The organism is Micromonospora sp. NPDC005172, assembly GCF_040608555.1.
Lineage (GTDB): Bacteria > Actinomycetota > Actinomycetes > Mycobacteriales > Micromonosporaceae > Micromonospora.
Genome location: NZ_JBEXIL010000054.1, coordinates 1 through 12,418, shown reverse-complemented (window position 1 = coordinate 12,418; position 12,418 = coordinate 1). Strand labels below are relative to the sequence as shown.

Annotated in this window: 13 protein-coding genes; 8 read left to right on the top strand and 5 right to left on the bottom strand. The window is 72.2% G+C overall.

Annotated elements, in window-relative coordinates:
• Positions 1–13: 13 nt before the first annotated feature.
• The gene (gene npdG / locus ABZV06_RS27005; RefSeq protein ID WP_355624974.1) at positions 14–712 is read left to right on the top strand and encodes an NADPH-dependent F420 reductase; all 699 of its coding nucleotides are present in this window, start codon (positions 14–16) and stop codon (positions 710–712) included.
• A gap of 156 nt (positions 713–868) precedes the next feature.
• A complete protein-coding gene (locus ABZV06_RS27000; protein WP_355624972.1) occupies positions 869–1,087 on the top strand; it encodes a hypothetical protein in 219 nt (72 codons plus the stop codon).
• Positions 1,088–1,151: 64 nt separating this feature from the next.
• Here the strand turns inward: ABZV06_RS27000 and ABZV06_RS26995 are convergent, their stop codons facing one another.
• From ABZV06_RS26995 to ABZV06_RS26985, 3 genes are all read right to left on the bottom strand, one after another.
• A complete protein-coding gene (locus ABZV06_RS26995) occupies positions 1,152–2,402 on the bottom strand; it encodes a DUF222 domain-containing protein (RefSeq protein ID WP_355624970.1) in 1,251 nt (416 codons plus the stop codon).
• A gap of 71 nt (positions 2,403–2,473) precedes the next feature.
• On the bottom strand, positions 2,474–3,319 hold the full coding sequence (gene panB / locus ABZV06_RS26990; protein WP_355241435.1) for a 3-methyl-2-oxobutanoate hydroxymethyltransferase: 846 nt from the start codon (positions 3,317–3,319) through the stop codon (positions 2,474–2,476).
• 117 nt (positions 3,320–3,436) lie between these two features.
• Entirely contained in the window at positions 3,437–5,194 is a 1,758-nt protein-coding gene (locus tag ABZV06_RS26985; protein WP_355624968.1) for an NAD+ synthase, read from the bottom strand.
• A gap of 237 nt (positions 5,195–5,431) precedes the next feature.
• On the opposite strand from ABZV06_RS26985, the gene glnA reads away from it, so the two are divergent.
• The 4 genes from glnA (at position 5,432) to ABZV06_RS26965 (ending at position 8,563) form a co-directional block, all read left to right on the top strand.
• Positions 5,432–6,781 (top strand): type I glutamate--ammonia ligase, encoded by a 1,350-nt coding sequence (gene glnA / locus ABZV06_RS26980; protein ID WP_355241440.1) that lies wholly within the window; start codon positions 5,432–5,434, stop codon positions 6,779–6,781.
• Between the two features lie 88 nt (positions 6,782–6,869).
• Entirely contained in the window at positions 6,870–7,295 is a 426-nt protein-coding gene (locus ABZV06_RS26975; RefSeq protein ID WP_355241443.1) for a DUF350 domain-containing protein, read from the top strand.
• Between the two features lie 63 nt (positions 7,296–7,358).
• On the top strand, positions 7,359–8,051 hold the full coding sequence (locus ABZV06_RS26970; protein WP_355624966.1) for a WYL domain-containing protein: 693 nt from the start codon (positions 7,359–7,361) through the stop codon (positions 8,049–8,051).
• Positions 8,052–8,188: 137 nt separating this feature from the next.
• Positions 8,189–8,563 carry a VOC family protein gene (locus tag ABZV06_RS26965; RefSeq protein ID WP_355624964.1) on the top strand — a complete coding sequence of 125 codons (375 nt, stop codon included), beginning with the start codon at positions 8,189–8,191 and terminating at the stop codon, positions 8,561–8,563.
• Positions 8,564–8,748: 185 nt separating this feature from the next.
• On the opposite strand, the gene ABZV06_RS26960 is transcribed toward ABZV06_RS26965, so the two are convergent.
• Positions 8,749–9,243, bottom strand: a complete 495-nt coding sequence (locus ABZV06_RS26960) for a hypothetical protein (RefSeq protein ID WP_355624962.1) — start codon at positions 9,241–9,243, stop codon at positions 8,749–8,751.
• A gap of 178 nt (positions 9,244–9,421) precedes the next feature.
• On the opposite strand from ABZV06_RS26960, the gene ABZV06_RS26955 reads away from it, so the two are divergent.
• A complete protein-coding gene (locus ABZV06_RS26955) occupies positions 9,422–10,327 on the top strand; it encodes a virginiamycin B lyase (protein ID WP_355624960.1) in 906 nt (301 codons plus the stop codon).
• A gap of 225 nt (positions 10,328–10,552) precedes the next feature.
• Here the strand turns inward: ABZV06_RS26955 and ABZV06_RS26950 are convergent, their stop codons facing one another.
• Positions 10,553–11,488 (bottom strand): LD-carboxypeptidase, encoded by a 936-nt coding sequence (locus ABZV06_RS26950; RefSeq protein WP_355624958.1) that lies wholly within the window; start codon positions 11,486–11,488, stop codon positions 10,553–10,555.
• Between the two features lie 102 nt (positions 11,489–11,590).
• On the opposite strand from ABZV06_RS26950, the gene ABZV06_RS26945 reads away from it, so the two are divergent.
• Positions 11,591–12,418: type 1 glutamine amidotransferase (locus ABZV06_RS26945; RefSeq protein ID WP_355624956.1), on the top strand; the 828-nt coding region annotated here is incomplete at its 3' end.

Here is a 12,418-nt window from a genome sequence, read left to right as displayed (position 1 = left end):
CGAGGATGAGCCCATGGCATACGACGCGAGCACGCTGCCCGACGTGTCCGGGCTGACGGTCGGCATCATCGGAGGCACCGGCGACCAGGGACGCGGCCTCGCCTACCGCCTCGCCCGGGCGGGGCAGACGGTGCTGATCGGCTCCCGGTCCGCGGAGCGGGCCGCCGAGTCCGCCGCCGAGATCGCCGCGCTGCCCCGGATGCCGGCCGACGTCCGCATCACCGGCGCCGCCAACGACGAGGTGGCCCGCCGGAGCGACGTGGTGATCATCGCGGTGCCGTGGGACGGTCACGCCGCCACCGTCGCCGCTCTCGCCGAGCCGCTGGCCGGGACGATCGTCGTCGACTGCGTCAACCCACTGGGCTTCGACAAGCAGGGCCCGTACGCGCTCACCGTCGCCGAGGGCAGCGCCGTCCAGCAGGCCGCCGCGCTGCTGCCCGAGTCGCGCGTGTGTGCCGCGTTCAACCACGTCAGCGCCCCACTGCTGGCCGACCCCGAGGTCGACCGGATCGACCTCGACGTGCTGATCTGCACCGAGGACCGGGAACTCGTCGACATCGTCGGAGCGCTCGCCGCGCGAATCCCCGGGATGCGCGGCATCTACGCCGGGCGGCTGCGCAACGCCCACCAGATCGAGGCGTTCACCGCGAACCTGATCGCCATCAACAAGCGCTACAAGGCCCACGCCGGCATCCGCGTCACCGACCTCTGACAGTGCCCTGAGGGATCATGGGGCATGACCGATGCTGACGCGGTGTTGAGGATCGCGGATCTGCGCCGAGCGTGCTCCATGTTGTTGGATGCGGCGGAGAGCCGATTCGGTCCGGAGATCCAGCTGTCACAGCTCGACGTCGACCACTAGTGGAACATGGACCTGGGCGCGGCATTTCGGATGGTCAAGCAGCCCGAGCTGGACATCGACTGCGGGCAGAGCAGCGACGATGTCGCCGAGCTGACGAGCCTCCTGCGGCGGGGTGGTCCAGAGGGCATCGTGTCGCTGTGGCACGACCTTTCGCACGTGAGCGGGCTGTTGCGGCTGCTGGCGTACCTCGATCTGCCCGACACCCGCGAGGTGCGCGAAAACTAGCCTGCGCACGGAAGCGGAGGGGTCGAACGGCGCGCTGATCGGGTGCGTGGCTGACTCGCTGCCGTCACGTTCGCCGGTGGTAGTGGTTGCGGCGGGGGACCTGTTCCGGGTCGAGCCAGGCTGGCGGGACGAATTCCGGGTGGCCGTCGCCGCCGAGGCGGACGGCCCAATCGCCCCGGTGGACGTGCCGATGGTGGTGGCCGCAGAGGAGCACCGAGTTGGCCAGGCTGGTGTCGCCGCCGTCGGCCCAGTGTCGGATGTGGTGGGCGTCGCACCAGCGGGGCGGTCGGTCGCAGCCCGGGAAGGCGCAGCCTCGGTCGCGCAGGACCAGCGCACGGCGCAGGGGCCCGGTGACGAGTCGGCGTTGCCGACCGACGTCGAGGGTCTGGCTGGTGCCGCCGAGGACGGTGGGCAGGATGGCGGCGTCGCAGGCGAGCCGTCGCACGCTCTCGACGGTGAGCCCGAAGCCGGTGTCGAGGGTGCCCGTGCCGAGCTGCCGGACCAGGCCGTCGAAGCTGGTGGTGACCACGAGTTGAGTCGGTTCGCCGCCGTGCTCGGGCAGCTCACCGGTTCGCAGCGCGAGACGGCAGAGGTCGCCGAGCGCGTCGTGCCGTCGTTGCCCCGGCGAACGGTGGTCGTCCTGGCCGGAGGGCGCGGTCAGCGGGTCGATGGCGGTGCGGAGCAGGCCGGCGGTCTCCGCGTCGAGGGTGCCGCTCAATCGGAGCCGGCCGTCGGTCAGCTCGGAGAGGGTGAGATGACGATCCCGGGTGGCTCGACGGGCTTCGGCGTCGAGGGCGGCCTTGGCGGCGGCGTCGGCGATCTCGGGGGCGACGTGGTCGAGGATGCGGGTCGCGAGCTTGCGCAGCAGGGTGGGGTCGAACTGGCCGGCCCAGTCGACGAGGACGTCGACGGCCCTGCCGGCGACCTCGGTGCCGGCGGTGGCCCGAACGGTGTCGACGGTGTCGGCGATGACCCGGGCCTGCTCCAGGCTGACATCTCCGTCGGCCAGCGCCTGGCGGATTTCGGGAGCGCCCGTGTCGAGGGTGCTGGCGAACTCGACCAGTCGGCGGGCGGCGGGGACGGTCAGCCGGAGTCGGTCGCGTAACCAGACCGCCGTCGACGACGCGCCCTGCGCCTGTGCCGTGCCCCGGCCGTCCAGCTCCCGAACCAGGGCCAGCTTGACCGCCGCGAGCTGCTGCTCGAGCCGGTGCGCGGCGTCGAGCGCAGCCACCAGGTCATGCTCCGCGAGGGCCCAGACGGGCGCGGCGGCGGATGCCGCCACCGCGCCCCGCGCCTGCGCCAACTCGTCAATCACAATCCGAGACTAGAACAGGTGTACGACAATTCCAGTGACCATGATCAATGACGGCCGCTTGGCGGTCCGCGCTAGAAAGTGTGCTCGGCGGCCGGGAAATCGCCGCCGCGGACCTCGTCGGCGAAGCGGCGGGTGGCGTCGGTGAGGACGTCCGCGAGGTCGGCGTACCGCTTCACGAAGCGCGGCGCCTTGCCGGTGCGCAGGCCGGCCATGTCCTGCCAGACCAGCACCTGGGCGTCGGTGTCCGGGCCGGCGCCGATGCCGACCGTGGGGATCGGCAGCTCGTGGGTGATCTGCTTGGCCACCACGCCCGGCACCATCTCCAGCACCACCGCGAACGCGCCGGCCTCGGTCACCGCCCGCGCGTCGGCCAGCACCTCGTCGGCCGTGTCGCCCCGCCCCTGCACCCGGTAGCCGCCCAGCGTGTGCTCGCTCTGCGGAGTGAAACCGATGTGCGCCATCACCGGGATGCCGGCGCCGACGATCGCGGCGATCTGCGCGGCGCACCGTCGGCCGCCCTCCAGCTTCACCGCGTGGCAGCCGCCCTCCTTCATGAACCGTACGGCGGTGCGCAGCGCCTGGGCCGGGCCCTCCTCGTACGAGCCGAACGGCAGGTCACCGACGACGAGGGCCTGCCGGGTCGAGCGCACCACGGCCCGTACCAGCGGCAACAGGTCGTCGGCGGTGACCGGCAGGGTCGTCTCGTAGCCGAACACGTTGTTGGCCGCCGAATCGCCGACCAGCAGCACCGGTACGCCGGCCCGGTCGAAGATGCCCGCCGTGTACTGGTCGTACGAGGTGAGCATCGGCCACCGTTCGCCGCGCTCCTTGGCGGCGATCAGGTCGCGGGTGCGGACCCGTCGGGTGACCGGGCCGCCGTACAGCGCGGTCACCTCGTGCGGAGTGGACTCGATCATGACTGTCTCCCTTCCTCGAGGCCGCCTGCGCGGTCCCCGGGCTCCGCCGATCGTCGCACCGCGCGACAGCCTGGCGGCAGGGCCCAGTGGAAGATGTCACTCGGGAGCCGTGCGACGTCAGCCGTGCTCGCGCCACCGGTTCGTGATCGGCAGTCGACGGTCCCGGCCGAACGCCTTCATGGAGATCTTCGTGCCCGGCGCGGACTGGCGTCGCTTGTACTCGGCGGTATCCACCAGTCGCAGCACCCTGTCGACGACGGCCGGGTCGTGGCCCGACTCGACCAGCCCGTCGCGGCCCAGGTCGCCGTCGACGTACCCGATGAGGATCGGGTCGAGTACGTCGTAGTCGGGCAGGGAGTCGCTGTCGAGCTGGCCGGGGCTCAGCTCGGCGCTCGGCGGCTTGCCGATCGAGTTCTCCGGGATCGGGGCGGTCTCGCCGCGGCGGGCCGCGTCCGCGTTGCGCCACTTCGCCAGACGCCACACGAGCGTCTTCCAGACGTCCTTGATCGGGTTGAAGCCGCCCACCGAGTCGCCGTACAGGGTGGAGTAGCCGACCGCCAGCTCGCTCTTGTTGCCGGTGGTCAGGACCAGGTGGCCCTCCTGGTTCGACAGCGCCATCAGGATGACACCGCGTACCCGGGCCTGGAGGTTCTCCACGGCGATCCCGGACAGCGACAGGTTGGCCAGGAAGGCGTCCACCATCGGCTGGATCGGCTCGACGCGGTAGTCGAGCCCGGTGCGCTTGGCCAGGTCGGCGGCGTCCTCACGGGAGTGCTCGGAGGAGTGCTGACTGGGCAGCGACACACCGACCACCCGGTCCGGGCCGAGCGCGTCGACGGCGAGGGCGGCCACCACCGCCGAGTCGATGCCACCGGAGAGGCCGAGCACCACCGAGGCGAACCGGTTCTTGTTGACGTAGTCGCGCAGGCCCAGCACCAACGCGTGCCAGACCTCGGCCTCGTCGGCGACCGGCTCGATCAGCCCGCCGGTGACGGCCGGGCCGGACGGCGCGGGCGGGATCGCCTCCACCGTGTGGTGACTGATCCGCATGCCGTCCGCGACGCTGTCGCTGCCGGGGGTCGTGGTCGCGGCCGGCAGCTCGACGTCGTGCACGAGCAGGTGTTCGACGAACTGCGGGGCACGGGTGAGCAGTTGGCCGTCGGGGGTGACGATCATCGAGTCGCCCTCGAAGACCAGCTCGTCCTGGCCGCCGATCATGTTGACGTACGCGATGGTGGCGTTCGCCTCGGCGGCCCGGCGGCGGACCAGCGGCAGGCGGATGTCGTCCTTGTTCAACTCGTACGGCGAGCCGTTGATGTTGACCACGAGGCCGACGCCGGCCTGCCGGGCGGCGGTGAACGGCCCACCGGCCTGCCACAGGTCCTCGCAGATGGTCAGCGCGACGTCCACCCCGCCGATCCGCACGACGGTCAGCTCCTCGCCGGAGACGAAGTAGCGGTCCTCGTCGAAGACGCCGTAGTTGGGCAGGTGGTGCTTGAAGTAGCGGGCGACCACCTCGCCCCGGTGCAGCAGCGCGGCGGCGTTGCGGGCGCCCCGCCCCGGCTCGGCGTCCCCGCTGACCTGCGGCGGGCCGTCGGCGTCCAGGTAGCCGACGACGACCGGCAGGTCACCGAGGCCGTCGTCGGCGAGGTCGGCCGCGAGCTGCCGCACGGCGGCCTGGGACGCGGCGACGAAGGAGCGTCGGAAGACCAGGTCCTCGACCGGGTAGCCGGTCAGCATCATCTCCGGGAAGAGCACCAGCTGGGCGCCGGCGTCGGCGGCCTGGCGGGTCCAGCTGCGGACCAGGTCGGCGTTGCCGACGAGATCGCCGACGCTCGGGTTGACCTGGGACAGGGCGAGACGCAGGGTGGGCATGTCCTCATCTTGCCTCAGCCTCGCCGGAGCAATCCGTACCCTCGGACGAGACGGCGGCCACGCGCGGACACCGCGCGGCCGTCGTGCCGCATCGGTACCGCTCGGCGGGCGGGACACGAGGGGACGGGCGGCGGCGGTTCGCGTAACGTCTGCGTAACCAGGCCCGGGAACACTGGGCGGTCAGGTCGGGCGCAGCCCGGCCAAGGCGGACAAAGAGTGTCGCGAGGGGTTGGGGAAGTGGACCGTCAGCAGGAGTTCGTCCTCCGTACGCTGGAAGAGCGGGACATCCGGTTCGTCCGGCTGTGGTTCACGGACGTGCTGGGCACGCTCAAGAGCGTCTCGGTGGCGCCCGCGGAGTTGGAAGCGGCCTTCGAGGAGGGCATCGGCTTCGACGGCTCGGCGATCGAGGGCTTCGCACGCGTCTTCGAATCGGACATGGTGGCGATGCCCGACCCCACCACCTTCCAGGTCTTCCCGTTCGAGGGCGGGGTCAGCGGCGAGAGCGCCCGGATGTTCTGCGACATCCTGCTGCCCGACGGCGGCCCCTCCTGGGCCGACCCGCGGCACGTGCTGCGCCGCGCGCTGTCCAAGGCGGCCGAGAAGGGCTTCACCTTCTACACCCACCCCGAGATCGAGTTCTTCCTGCTGGAGAACGGTCCGCAGGACGGCTCGGTGCCCACGCCCGTCGACACCGGCGGCTACTTCGAGCACACCACCCACGCCGTTGCCCGCGACTTCCGCCGCCAGGGCGTGCTGGCGCTGGAGCGGATCGGGATCTCGGTGGAGTTCAGCCACCACGAGGTCGCGCCCGGCCAGCAGGAAATCGACCTGCGGTACGCCGACGCGCTGACCACCGCCGACAACATCATGACCTTCCGCCACGTGGTCAAGGAGGTCGCCCTCTCCACCGGCGTGCAGGCCAGCTTCATGCCGAAGCCGTTCACCGACCAGCCCGGCAGCGGCATGCACACCCACCTGTCGCTGTTCGAGGGCGAGCGCAACGCCTTCCACGACGGTGGCGACCCGATGAAGCTCTCCAAGGTGGCGAAGTCCTTCATCGCCGGCCTGCTGGTGCACGCCCGGGAGTACACGGCGGTCACCAACCAGTGGGTCAACTCGTACAAGCGGCTCTTCCCGCAGCACCTGCCCGACCGGATCACCGAGAGCCCGGCGTACGTCTGCTGGGGTCACCTGAACCGGTCCGCGCTGGTGCGGGTCCCGGCGTACGGCAAGCCGAACTCGGCCCGGGTCGAGGTCCGCTCGCTGGACTCGGCGACCAACCCGTACCTCGCCTTCGCGGTGCTCCTCGGAGCGGGCCTCAAGGGCATCGAGGAGGGCTACGAGCTGCCGCCGGGGGCCGAGGACGACGTCTGGTCGCTCAGCAGCGCCGAGCGCCGCGCCATGGGGTACGAGGCGCTGCCGGAGAACCTCGCCGAGGCGATCGACGTGATGGCCGAATCCGAACTGGTCGCCGAGGTGTTGGGCGAGCACGTCTTCGACTTCTTCCTGCGCAACAAGCGGGCCGAGTGGGAGCAGTACCGCCGCGAGGTCACCCCGTACGAGCGGCAGCGTTACCTGGCGCTGTAGGCGCGGGGCTGACGCGGTTGCCCGCTGCCGCTATCGTCTCGATCACCGCGCCGGTACCCCTTCCGGGCGGAGATTCGGGAGGCAGTCGGTGCTGGAGGACCTGCTCAGCGGTGCCTGGCAGAGCGTCGTGTTCGGGGTCGTGGGCGTCGGGCTCATGGCGGCCGGGTTCGGGCTCGTCGACCTGCTGACACCGGGGCGGTTGCGGGAGCTGATCTGGGTCGAGCGCAACGCCAACGCGGGGCTGCTGCTCGCCGCCAACCAGCTCGGCATCGCTGGCATCGTCTTCACGGCGATCCTGACCAGCTACAGCGACTTCGCCAGGGGGCTCGCCTCCACCGTGGTGTTCGGGCTGCTCGGGCTGGCCATCATGGCGCTGGCGTTCTTCGTCCTGGACCTGCTCACCCCGGGCAAGCTCGGTGAGGTCATCTGCTCGTCCGAGCCGCACCCGGCGGCCCGGGTCAGCGCCGCCACGCACTTCGGCGCCGCGCTGATCGTCTGCGCCTGCATCGCCTGAGCCTGCTTCGCCTGAGCCTGCGTTGCCTGAGCGCAGTCGTACCCCGGTCGTAGCGTGCCGGGCATGAACCGTACGGACCGGCTCTACGCCCTGGTCGAGGAGCTGCGGGCCGTGTCGCCACGGCCGCGCAGCGCCCGCTGGCTCGCCGTGCGCTTCGAGGTGAGCAGCCGGACCATCGAACGGGACATCGGCGCGCTCCAGCAGGCCGGCGTACCGATCTGGGCCGAGCCCGGCCGTACCGGCGGCTACGTCCTGGACCGCGCCCACACGCTGCCGCCGGTCAACCTGACCGCCGCCGAGGCGGTCGCGATGGCCGTGGCGCTGCACCGGCTCGCCGGCTCGCCGTTCGCCGCACCGGGCGCCACCGCGCTGCGCAAACTGCTGGCGGTGCTGCCGGCCGCCGACGCCGCCGAGGCGCACCGGCTCGCCGGCCGGGTGCACCTGGTCGGTGACGGGCCGGCCACGCCCGTCCCGGCCACCGTCGCCCACGCGGTCGCCGCGCGGCGGGTGCTGCGCATCCGGTACGCCGACCGCGCCGGCACCGGCTCGCTCCGCGACGTCGAACCGCTGGGCTACCTCGGCAACACCCACCACTGGTACCTGGTGGCCTGGTGCCGCCTCCGGGCCGAGCTGCGATGCTTCCGCACCGACCGCATCCGGTCGGTCGAGGCCCGGCCAGAGGTGGTGGTCCGGGACCTCCGCCTGGAGGACCTGGACATCCCGCACGGGCGTGTCCGTGCGCTGAGCCTGGTCTGAGCGCGCGGTGTGAGCGCGCGTCCGGCGGTCACCCGGCCAGGTGATCGGGAAACACCGACAGGACGGTGTCGCGAGCGGCTTCGAGACTGCACCGGAAGCCGGCCGAACGGCCGGCAACGCGAAGACCTGGAGGCAGCATGTCCGCGACGCCCATCACGTGGTTCGAGATCGGCACCGACCGGCCGGAGGAGGCGGAGCGCTTTTACGGCGACCTGTTCGGCTGGACCTTCACGGAGGAGGGCGGGGCCGCCGGCTCCTACCGGACGACCGGGGCTGGTGGCGACACCGGAATCGGTGGAGCGATCCGGGCGACCGACGGCTCGGCGCCGAACTACACGATCTTCTATGCCGAGGTCACCGACGTGGCGGAAACCTGCCGGCGGGCCGAGGCGGCCGGTGGTCAGGTGCTCATGCCGCCCCGGACCACGCCGACCGGGCTCACGCTGGCCCGGCTGACCGACCCGACCGGCAACCACCTGGGCGTGTTCGCGTCCCCACCCGCGCAGGGCTGACGCCGGTGGGCGGGTGCCCGGCGGCCCGCCAGGCGCAAGGTCGACTCCAGGTAGCCGATGTGGCGGTGTCCGAGTGCGATGGACACCGCCACATCGGCGAACCGGAGTCGCTGATCACCTCAACATCGTGGAAGTCGGGGTATCCGGGAGCGCCGAACACCCCGAATTCACGGAAGTCGAGTGGATCAGGCCGGGCCGCCCTGTCCGGCCGGGCCGCCCTGTCCGGCCGGGCCGCCCTGTCCGGCCGGGCCGCCGTGGCCGAACGGGCCGGGGCGGCCGGCGGGGCCGGGGAAGACGCCGGCCTCGACGGCCTTGGTGATGGCGTCGGCCTGCTCCTGGGTGAGCTTGCCGTCCTTGACGGCCTGGTCCAGCCGCTCCTTGAGCGCGGCCTTGCGCTCCTCGGGGGAGTGGCGCTGCGGCCGGTCGGCCGGCCGGTGCTGCTCGCGGATCTTCTCCAGCGCGGCGGTCACCTTGTCGGTGGGCACGCCCAGCTCCTTGGCCAACTCCTCGGCGAACTGGCCCTGCCGGTCGGCCTTGGCCCCGGGCGCCGGGGCGGTGCTGGCGCTCGGCGTCGGGGTGTCGGCGGCGAAGGCGATCGTCGGGGCCGCGATCCCGACGCCGAGGACGCCGGCGGCGGCCAGGCCGGCCAGCATGTGCTTCCTACTGATGGTGCGGGACATGCTCTCCTCCAGAAGGCTAGGTGATATGCGATGTCGTCACCGACAGTGACGGGTAAGCCTGGGTGCGACCCGTGGCGAACCTGTCAGCGGGCTGACAATCGAAGGCGGAAATCGGTTGTGTTGTCGCTTGTCGGGCGGTCAGGGTCAGTCCACCGCCAACGAAGGGACGGACGCCCAGATGAGAGTCGAGATCCGGGAGATCGCACTCGTCGAGCCGGACGCCGGCCCGTACGGCATCACGGTCGGGCCCGACGGCGCGCTGTGGCTGACGTTGCTCCACGGCGGCATCGCCCGCCTGGACCCCGACGGCTCGGTCCGAACCCATCCGCTGGAGCCGGCCGGCGGCCGCCCGTTGATCATCACGACGGGTCCGGACGGTGCGCTCTGGTTCACCCGCTCCGGTGATGACCGGATCGGTCGGATCACCGTCGACGGCGCGCAGCGCACGGTCGCCCTGCCGCCCGGCACCGGGCCGGGTGGCATCGCGGTCGGACCCGACGGGGCACTCTGGTACGCGGGGATGACCTCCGACACGATCGGCCGGGTAACCACCGACGGCACGGTGACCGCCTTTCCGCTGCCGGTCACCGGCGGTCTCCCCTCGATGATCACCGCCGGCGCGGACCACGCCCTCTGGTTCACCCTCAACCGCGCGAACGCGATCGGCCGGATCGCCCTCGACGGCACGGTGACGCTGTACCCGTTGCCCACCGCGGACGCCGGGCCGGTCGGCATCGCCCTCGGCCCCGACGGCGTCATCTGGTTCGTCGAGATCACCGCCGGCCAGGTCGGCCGGATCGACGTTGATGGCGTGATCGTCGAGTTCCCGCTGCCGGACCGCGCCGCGCGCCCGCACGCGATCGTGGCCGACCCGGCCGGGGGAGCCTGGTTCACCGAGTGGGGCGCCAACCGGATCGGTCACCTCGATCCGACCGGACGATTCGAGAGCTACGCCCTACCCACCCCGCAGTCGGAACCACACGGCATCGTCCAAACTCCCGACGGAGTATGGGCAGCCCTAGAAACCGGCGCACTAGCCCACCTGACCCGCACCAGCCCACCTGACCCGCACGAGCCCACCTGACCCGCACGAGCCCACCTGACCCGCACGAGCCCACCTGACCCGCACCAGCCCACCTGACCCGCGCTGATCATGAAGTTATTGCCGCGACACGCCGTAGCGAGTGACAACAACTTCATGATCGCCGGGGCCGGGGCCGGGGCCGGGGCCGGGGCCGGGGCCGGGGCTGGGGGCTGGGGGCTGGGGGTGGGGCTGGGGCCGGGGGCGGGGTGGGGGTGGGGGTGGGGGTTACTGGACTGCGGGGGTGACTTTCAGGGTTTGGGTTTCGGTGTCCAGTTTCGCTTCGGTGCCTACCGGGACGGTCAGTTGGTCGGGGCCGTGGCCGATGGGGAGGCCGCCGAGGACCGGTACGCCCAGGTCGCCGAGGCGTTCGGTGAGCACGTCGACGATCGTGGTGTCCCAGCCGTCGCCGCAGCCGGTGAACTGCCCGACCGCAACGCCGGCCAGGCCGTCCAGCGCGCCGGCCCGGCGCAGGTGGGTGAGCATCCGGTCGACCTTGTACGGGGGCTCCTGCACGTCCTCGATCAACAGCACCGCGCCGGTCAGGTCGGGCAGGTCCGGTGTGCCGATCGACGCGGCGATCAGGCAGAGGTTGCCGCCGAGCAGGGTGCCGGTGGCGCGGCCCGGGACGCGTACGCCGAAGGTCTCCTCGGTGGGCACGGCCTCGACGGTCACCGGCTCGGTGGTCATCAGCGCCGCGTGCAGGGACTCGGCGGAGCGCAACGGCGTCCGCTCGTCCCGCCAGGCCGCCCCGGGGCCGTGCACCCCGGCCAGTCGGGCGCCCCGCCACAGGGCGAGCTGCAACGCGGTGATGTCCGAGAAGCCGGCCACCACCTTCGGGTCACGTCGGACGGCGGCCATGTCGAGGGCGTCGACGATCCGCTGGGCGCCGTAGCCGCCCCGGGTGCAGATCACCCCACGGATCTCCGGGTCGGCGAACGCCGCGTTCAGGTCGGCGGCCCGCAGGTCGTCGGTGCCGGCGAGGTAGCCGTGGCGGGCGTACACGTTCGGGGCCGGTATGGGGCGCAGACCCCATCCGGTGAGCAGCTCGACGCCCCGGGCCACCCGCTCCGGCGAGGTCGGCCCGGACGGCGAGACGAGCAGCACCGCGTCACCCGGGCGCAGCACGGGAGGGCGGACGGCGGCGGTGTCCTCGTTGATCACAACCGCAGAGCCTAACCACCGTCGCGGCACGGAGGCCGCCAGCCGGTGGCACGGACCGTGCCGGGACGTGGCGGAGCGCTCGGCACCCGCTAGCCTCGACGGGTGGCAACCGCGCTGGTGATCGAGAACGACCCGACGGACGACGCGCGCCGGTTGGGTGAATGGCTGACCGAGGCAGGGCTGGAGCTGCGGGTGCTCCGCCCGCACGCCGGTGACGAACTCCCCGCGGACCTTGAGGGGTACGTGGCGCTGGTGGTGCTGGGTGGCGACCAGCAGGCGTACCCGCTGTCGGACGGCGCGCCCGGCGCGCCCTGGTTTCCGGCCGTGGAGGGCCTGCTGCGCAAGGCGGTCCGGTACCGCGTGCCCACCCTGGCTGTCTGCCTGGGCGCGCAGTTGCTCGCCACCGCGCACGCCGGGCTGGTCGAGCGGAGTCCGTCCGGGCCGGAGATCGGCCCCGGCGTGGTCGGCCGGCGGGACGCCGCCGAGCAGGACCCCCTGTTCCGGTACGTGCCGCTGATCCCGGACGTGCTCCAGTGGCACTCCGACGAGATCACCGAGCTGCCCCGGGGCGCGACGCTGCTGGCGGCCTCCACCCGCTATCCGCACCAGGCGTTCCGGCTCGGTGACCGGGCGTGGGGTGTGCAGTTCCACATCGAGTGCGACACCGCGATGATCGCCGACTGGGCCACCGACTCGACCCTGCTCGCCGAGCTGGGCTACGACCCGGAGCTGGTGGTCGCGGCCTGCGACTCGGTGATGGTGGACGTCGAGGAGGTCTGGCAGCCGTTCGCCGCCCGGTTCGCCGCGCTGGCCCTGGGCGAGTTGGACGACAGCACTCAGCCCGGACCGGCCGGTCGTCAACGCGTCGAAGGTCTCCTCGACACCCCGTCCGACCGGGCTGAACAGGCCCATCCCGGTGATCAGCGCGCT

Excerpts from the sequence above, each read along its gene's own strand:
- ABZV06_RS26970 (WP_355624966.1), top strand. The coding sequence starts at position 7,359 with ATGAACCGTACGGACCGGCTCTACGCCCTGGTCGAGGAGCTGCGGGCC.
- ABZV06_RS26965 (WP_355624964.1), top strand. The coding sequence starts at position 8,189 with ATGTCCGCGACGCCCATCACGTGGTTCGAGATCGGCACCGACCGGCCG.
- ABZV06_RS26955 (WP_355624960.1), top strand. The coding sequence starts at position 9,422 with ATGAGAGTCGAGATCCGGGAGATCGCACTCGTCGAGCCGGACGCCGGC.
- npdG (WP_355624974.1), top strand. The coding sequence starts at position 14 with ATGGCATACGACGCGAGCACGCTGCCCGACGTGTCCGGGCTGACGGTC.
- ABZV06_RS27000 (WP_355624972.1), top strand. The coding sequence starts at position 869 with ATGGACCTGGGCGCGGCATTTCGGATGGTCAAGCAGCCCGAGCTGGAC.
- panB (WP_355241435.1), bottom strand. The coding sequence starts at position 3,319 with ATGATCGAGTCCACTCCGCACGAGGTGACCGCGCTGTACGGCGGCCCG.
- ABZV06_RS26960 (WP_355624962.1), bottom strand. The coding sequence starts at position 9,243 with ATGTCCCGCACCATCAGTAGGAAGCACATGCTGGCCGGCCTGGCCGCC.
- ABZV06_RS26985 (WP_355624968.1), bottom strand. The coding sequence starts at position 5,194 with ATGCCCACCCTGCGTCTCGCCCTGTCCCAGGTCAACCCGAGCGTCGGC.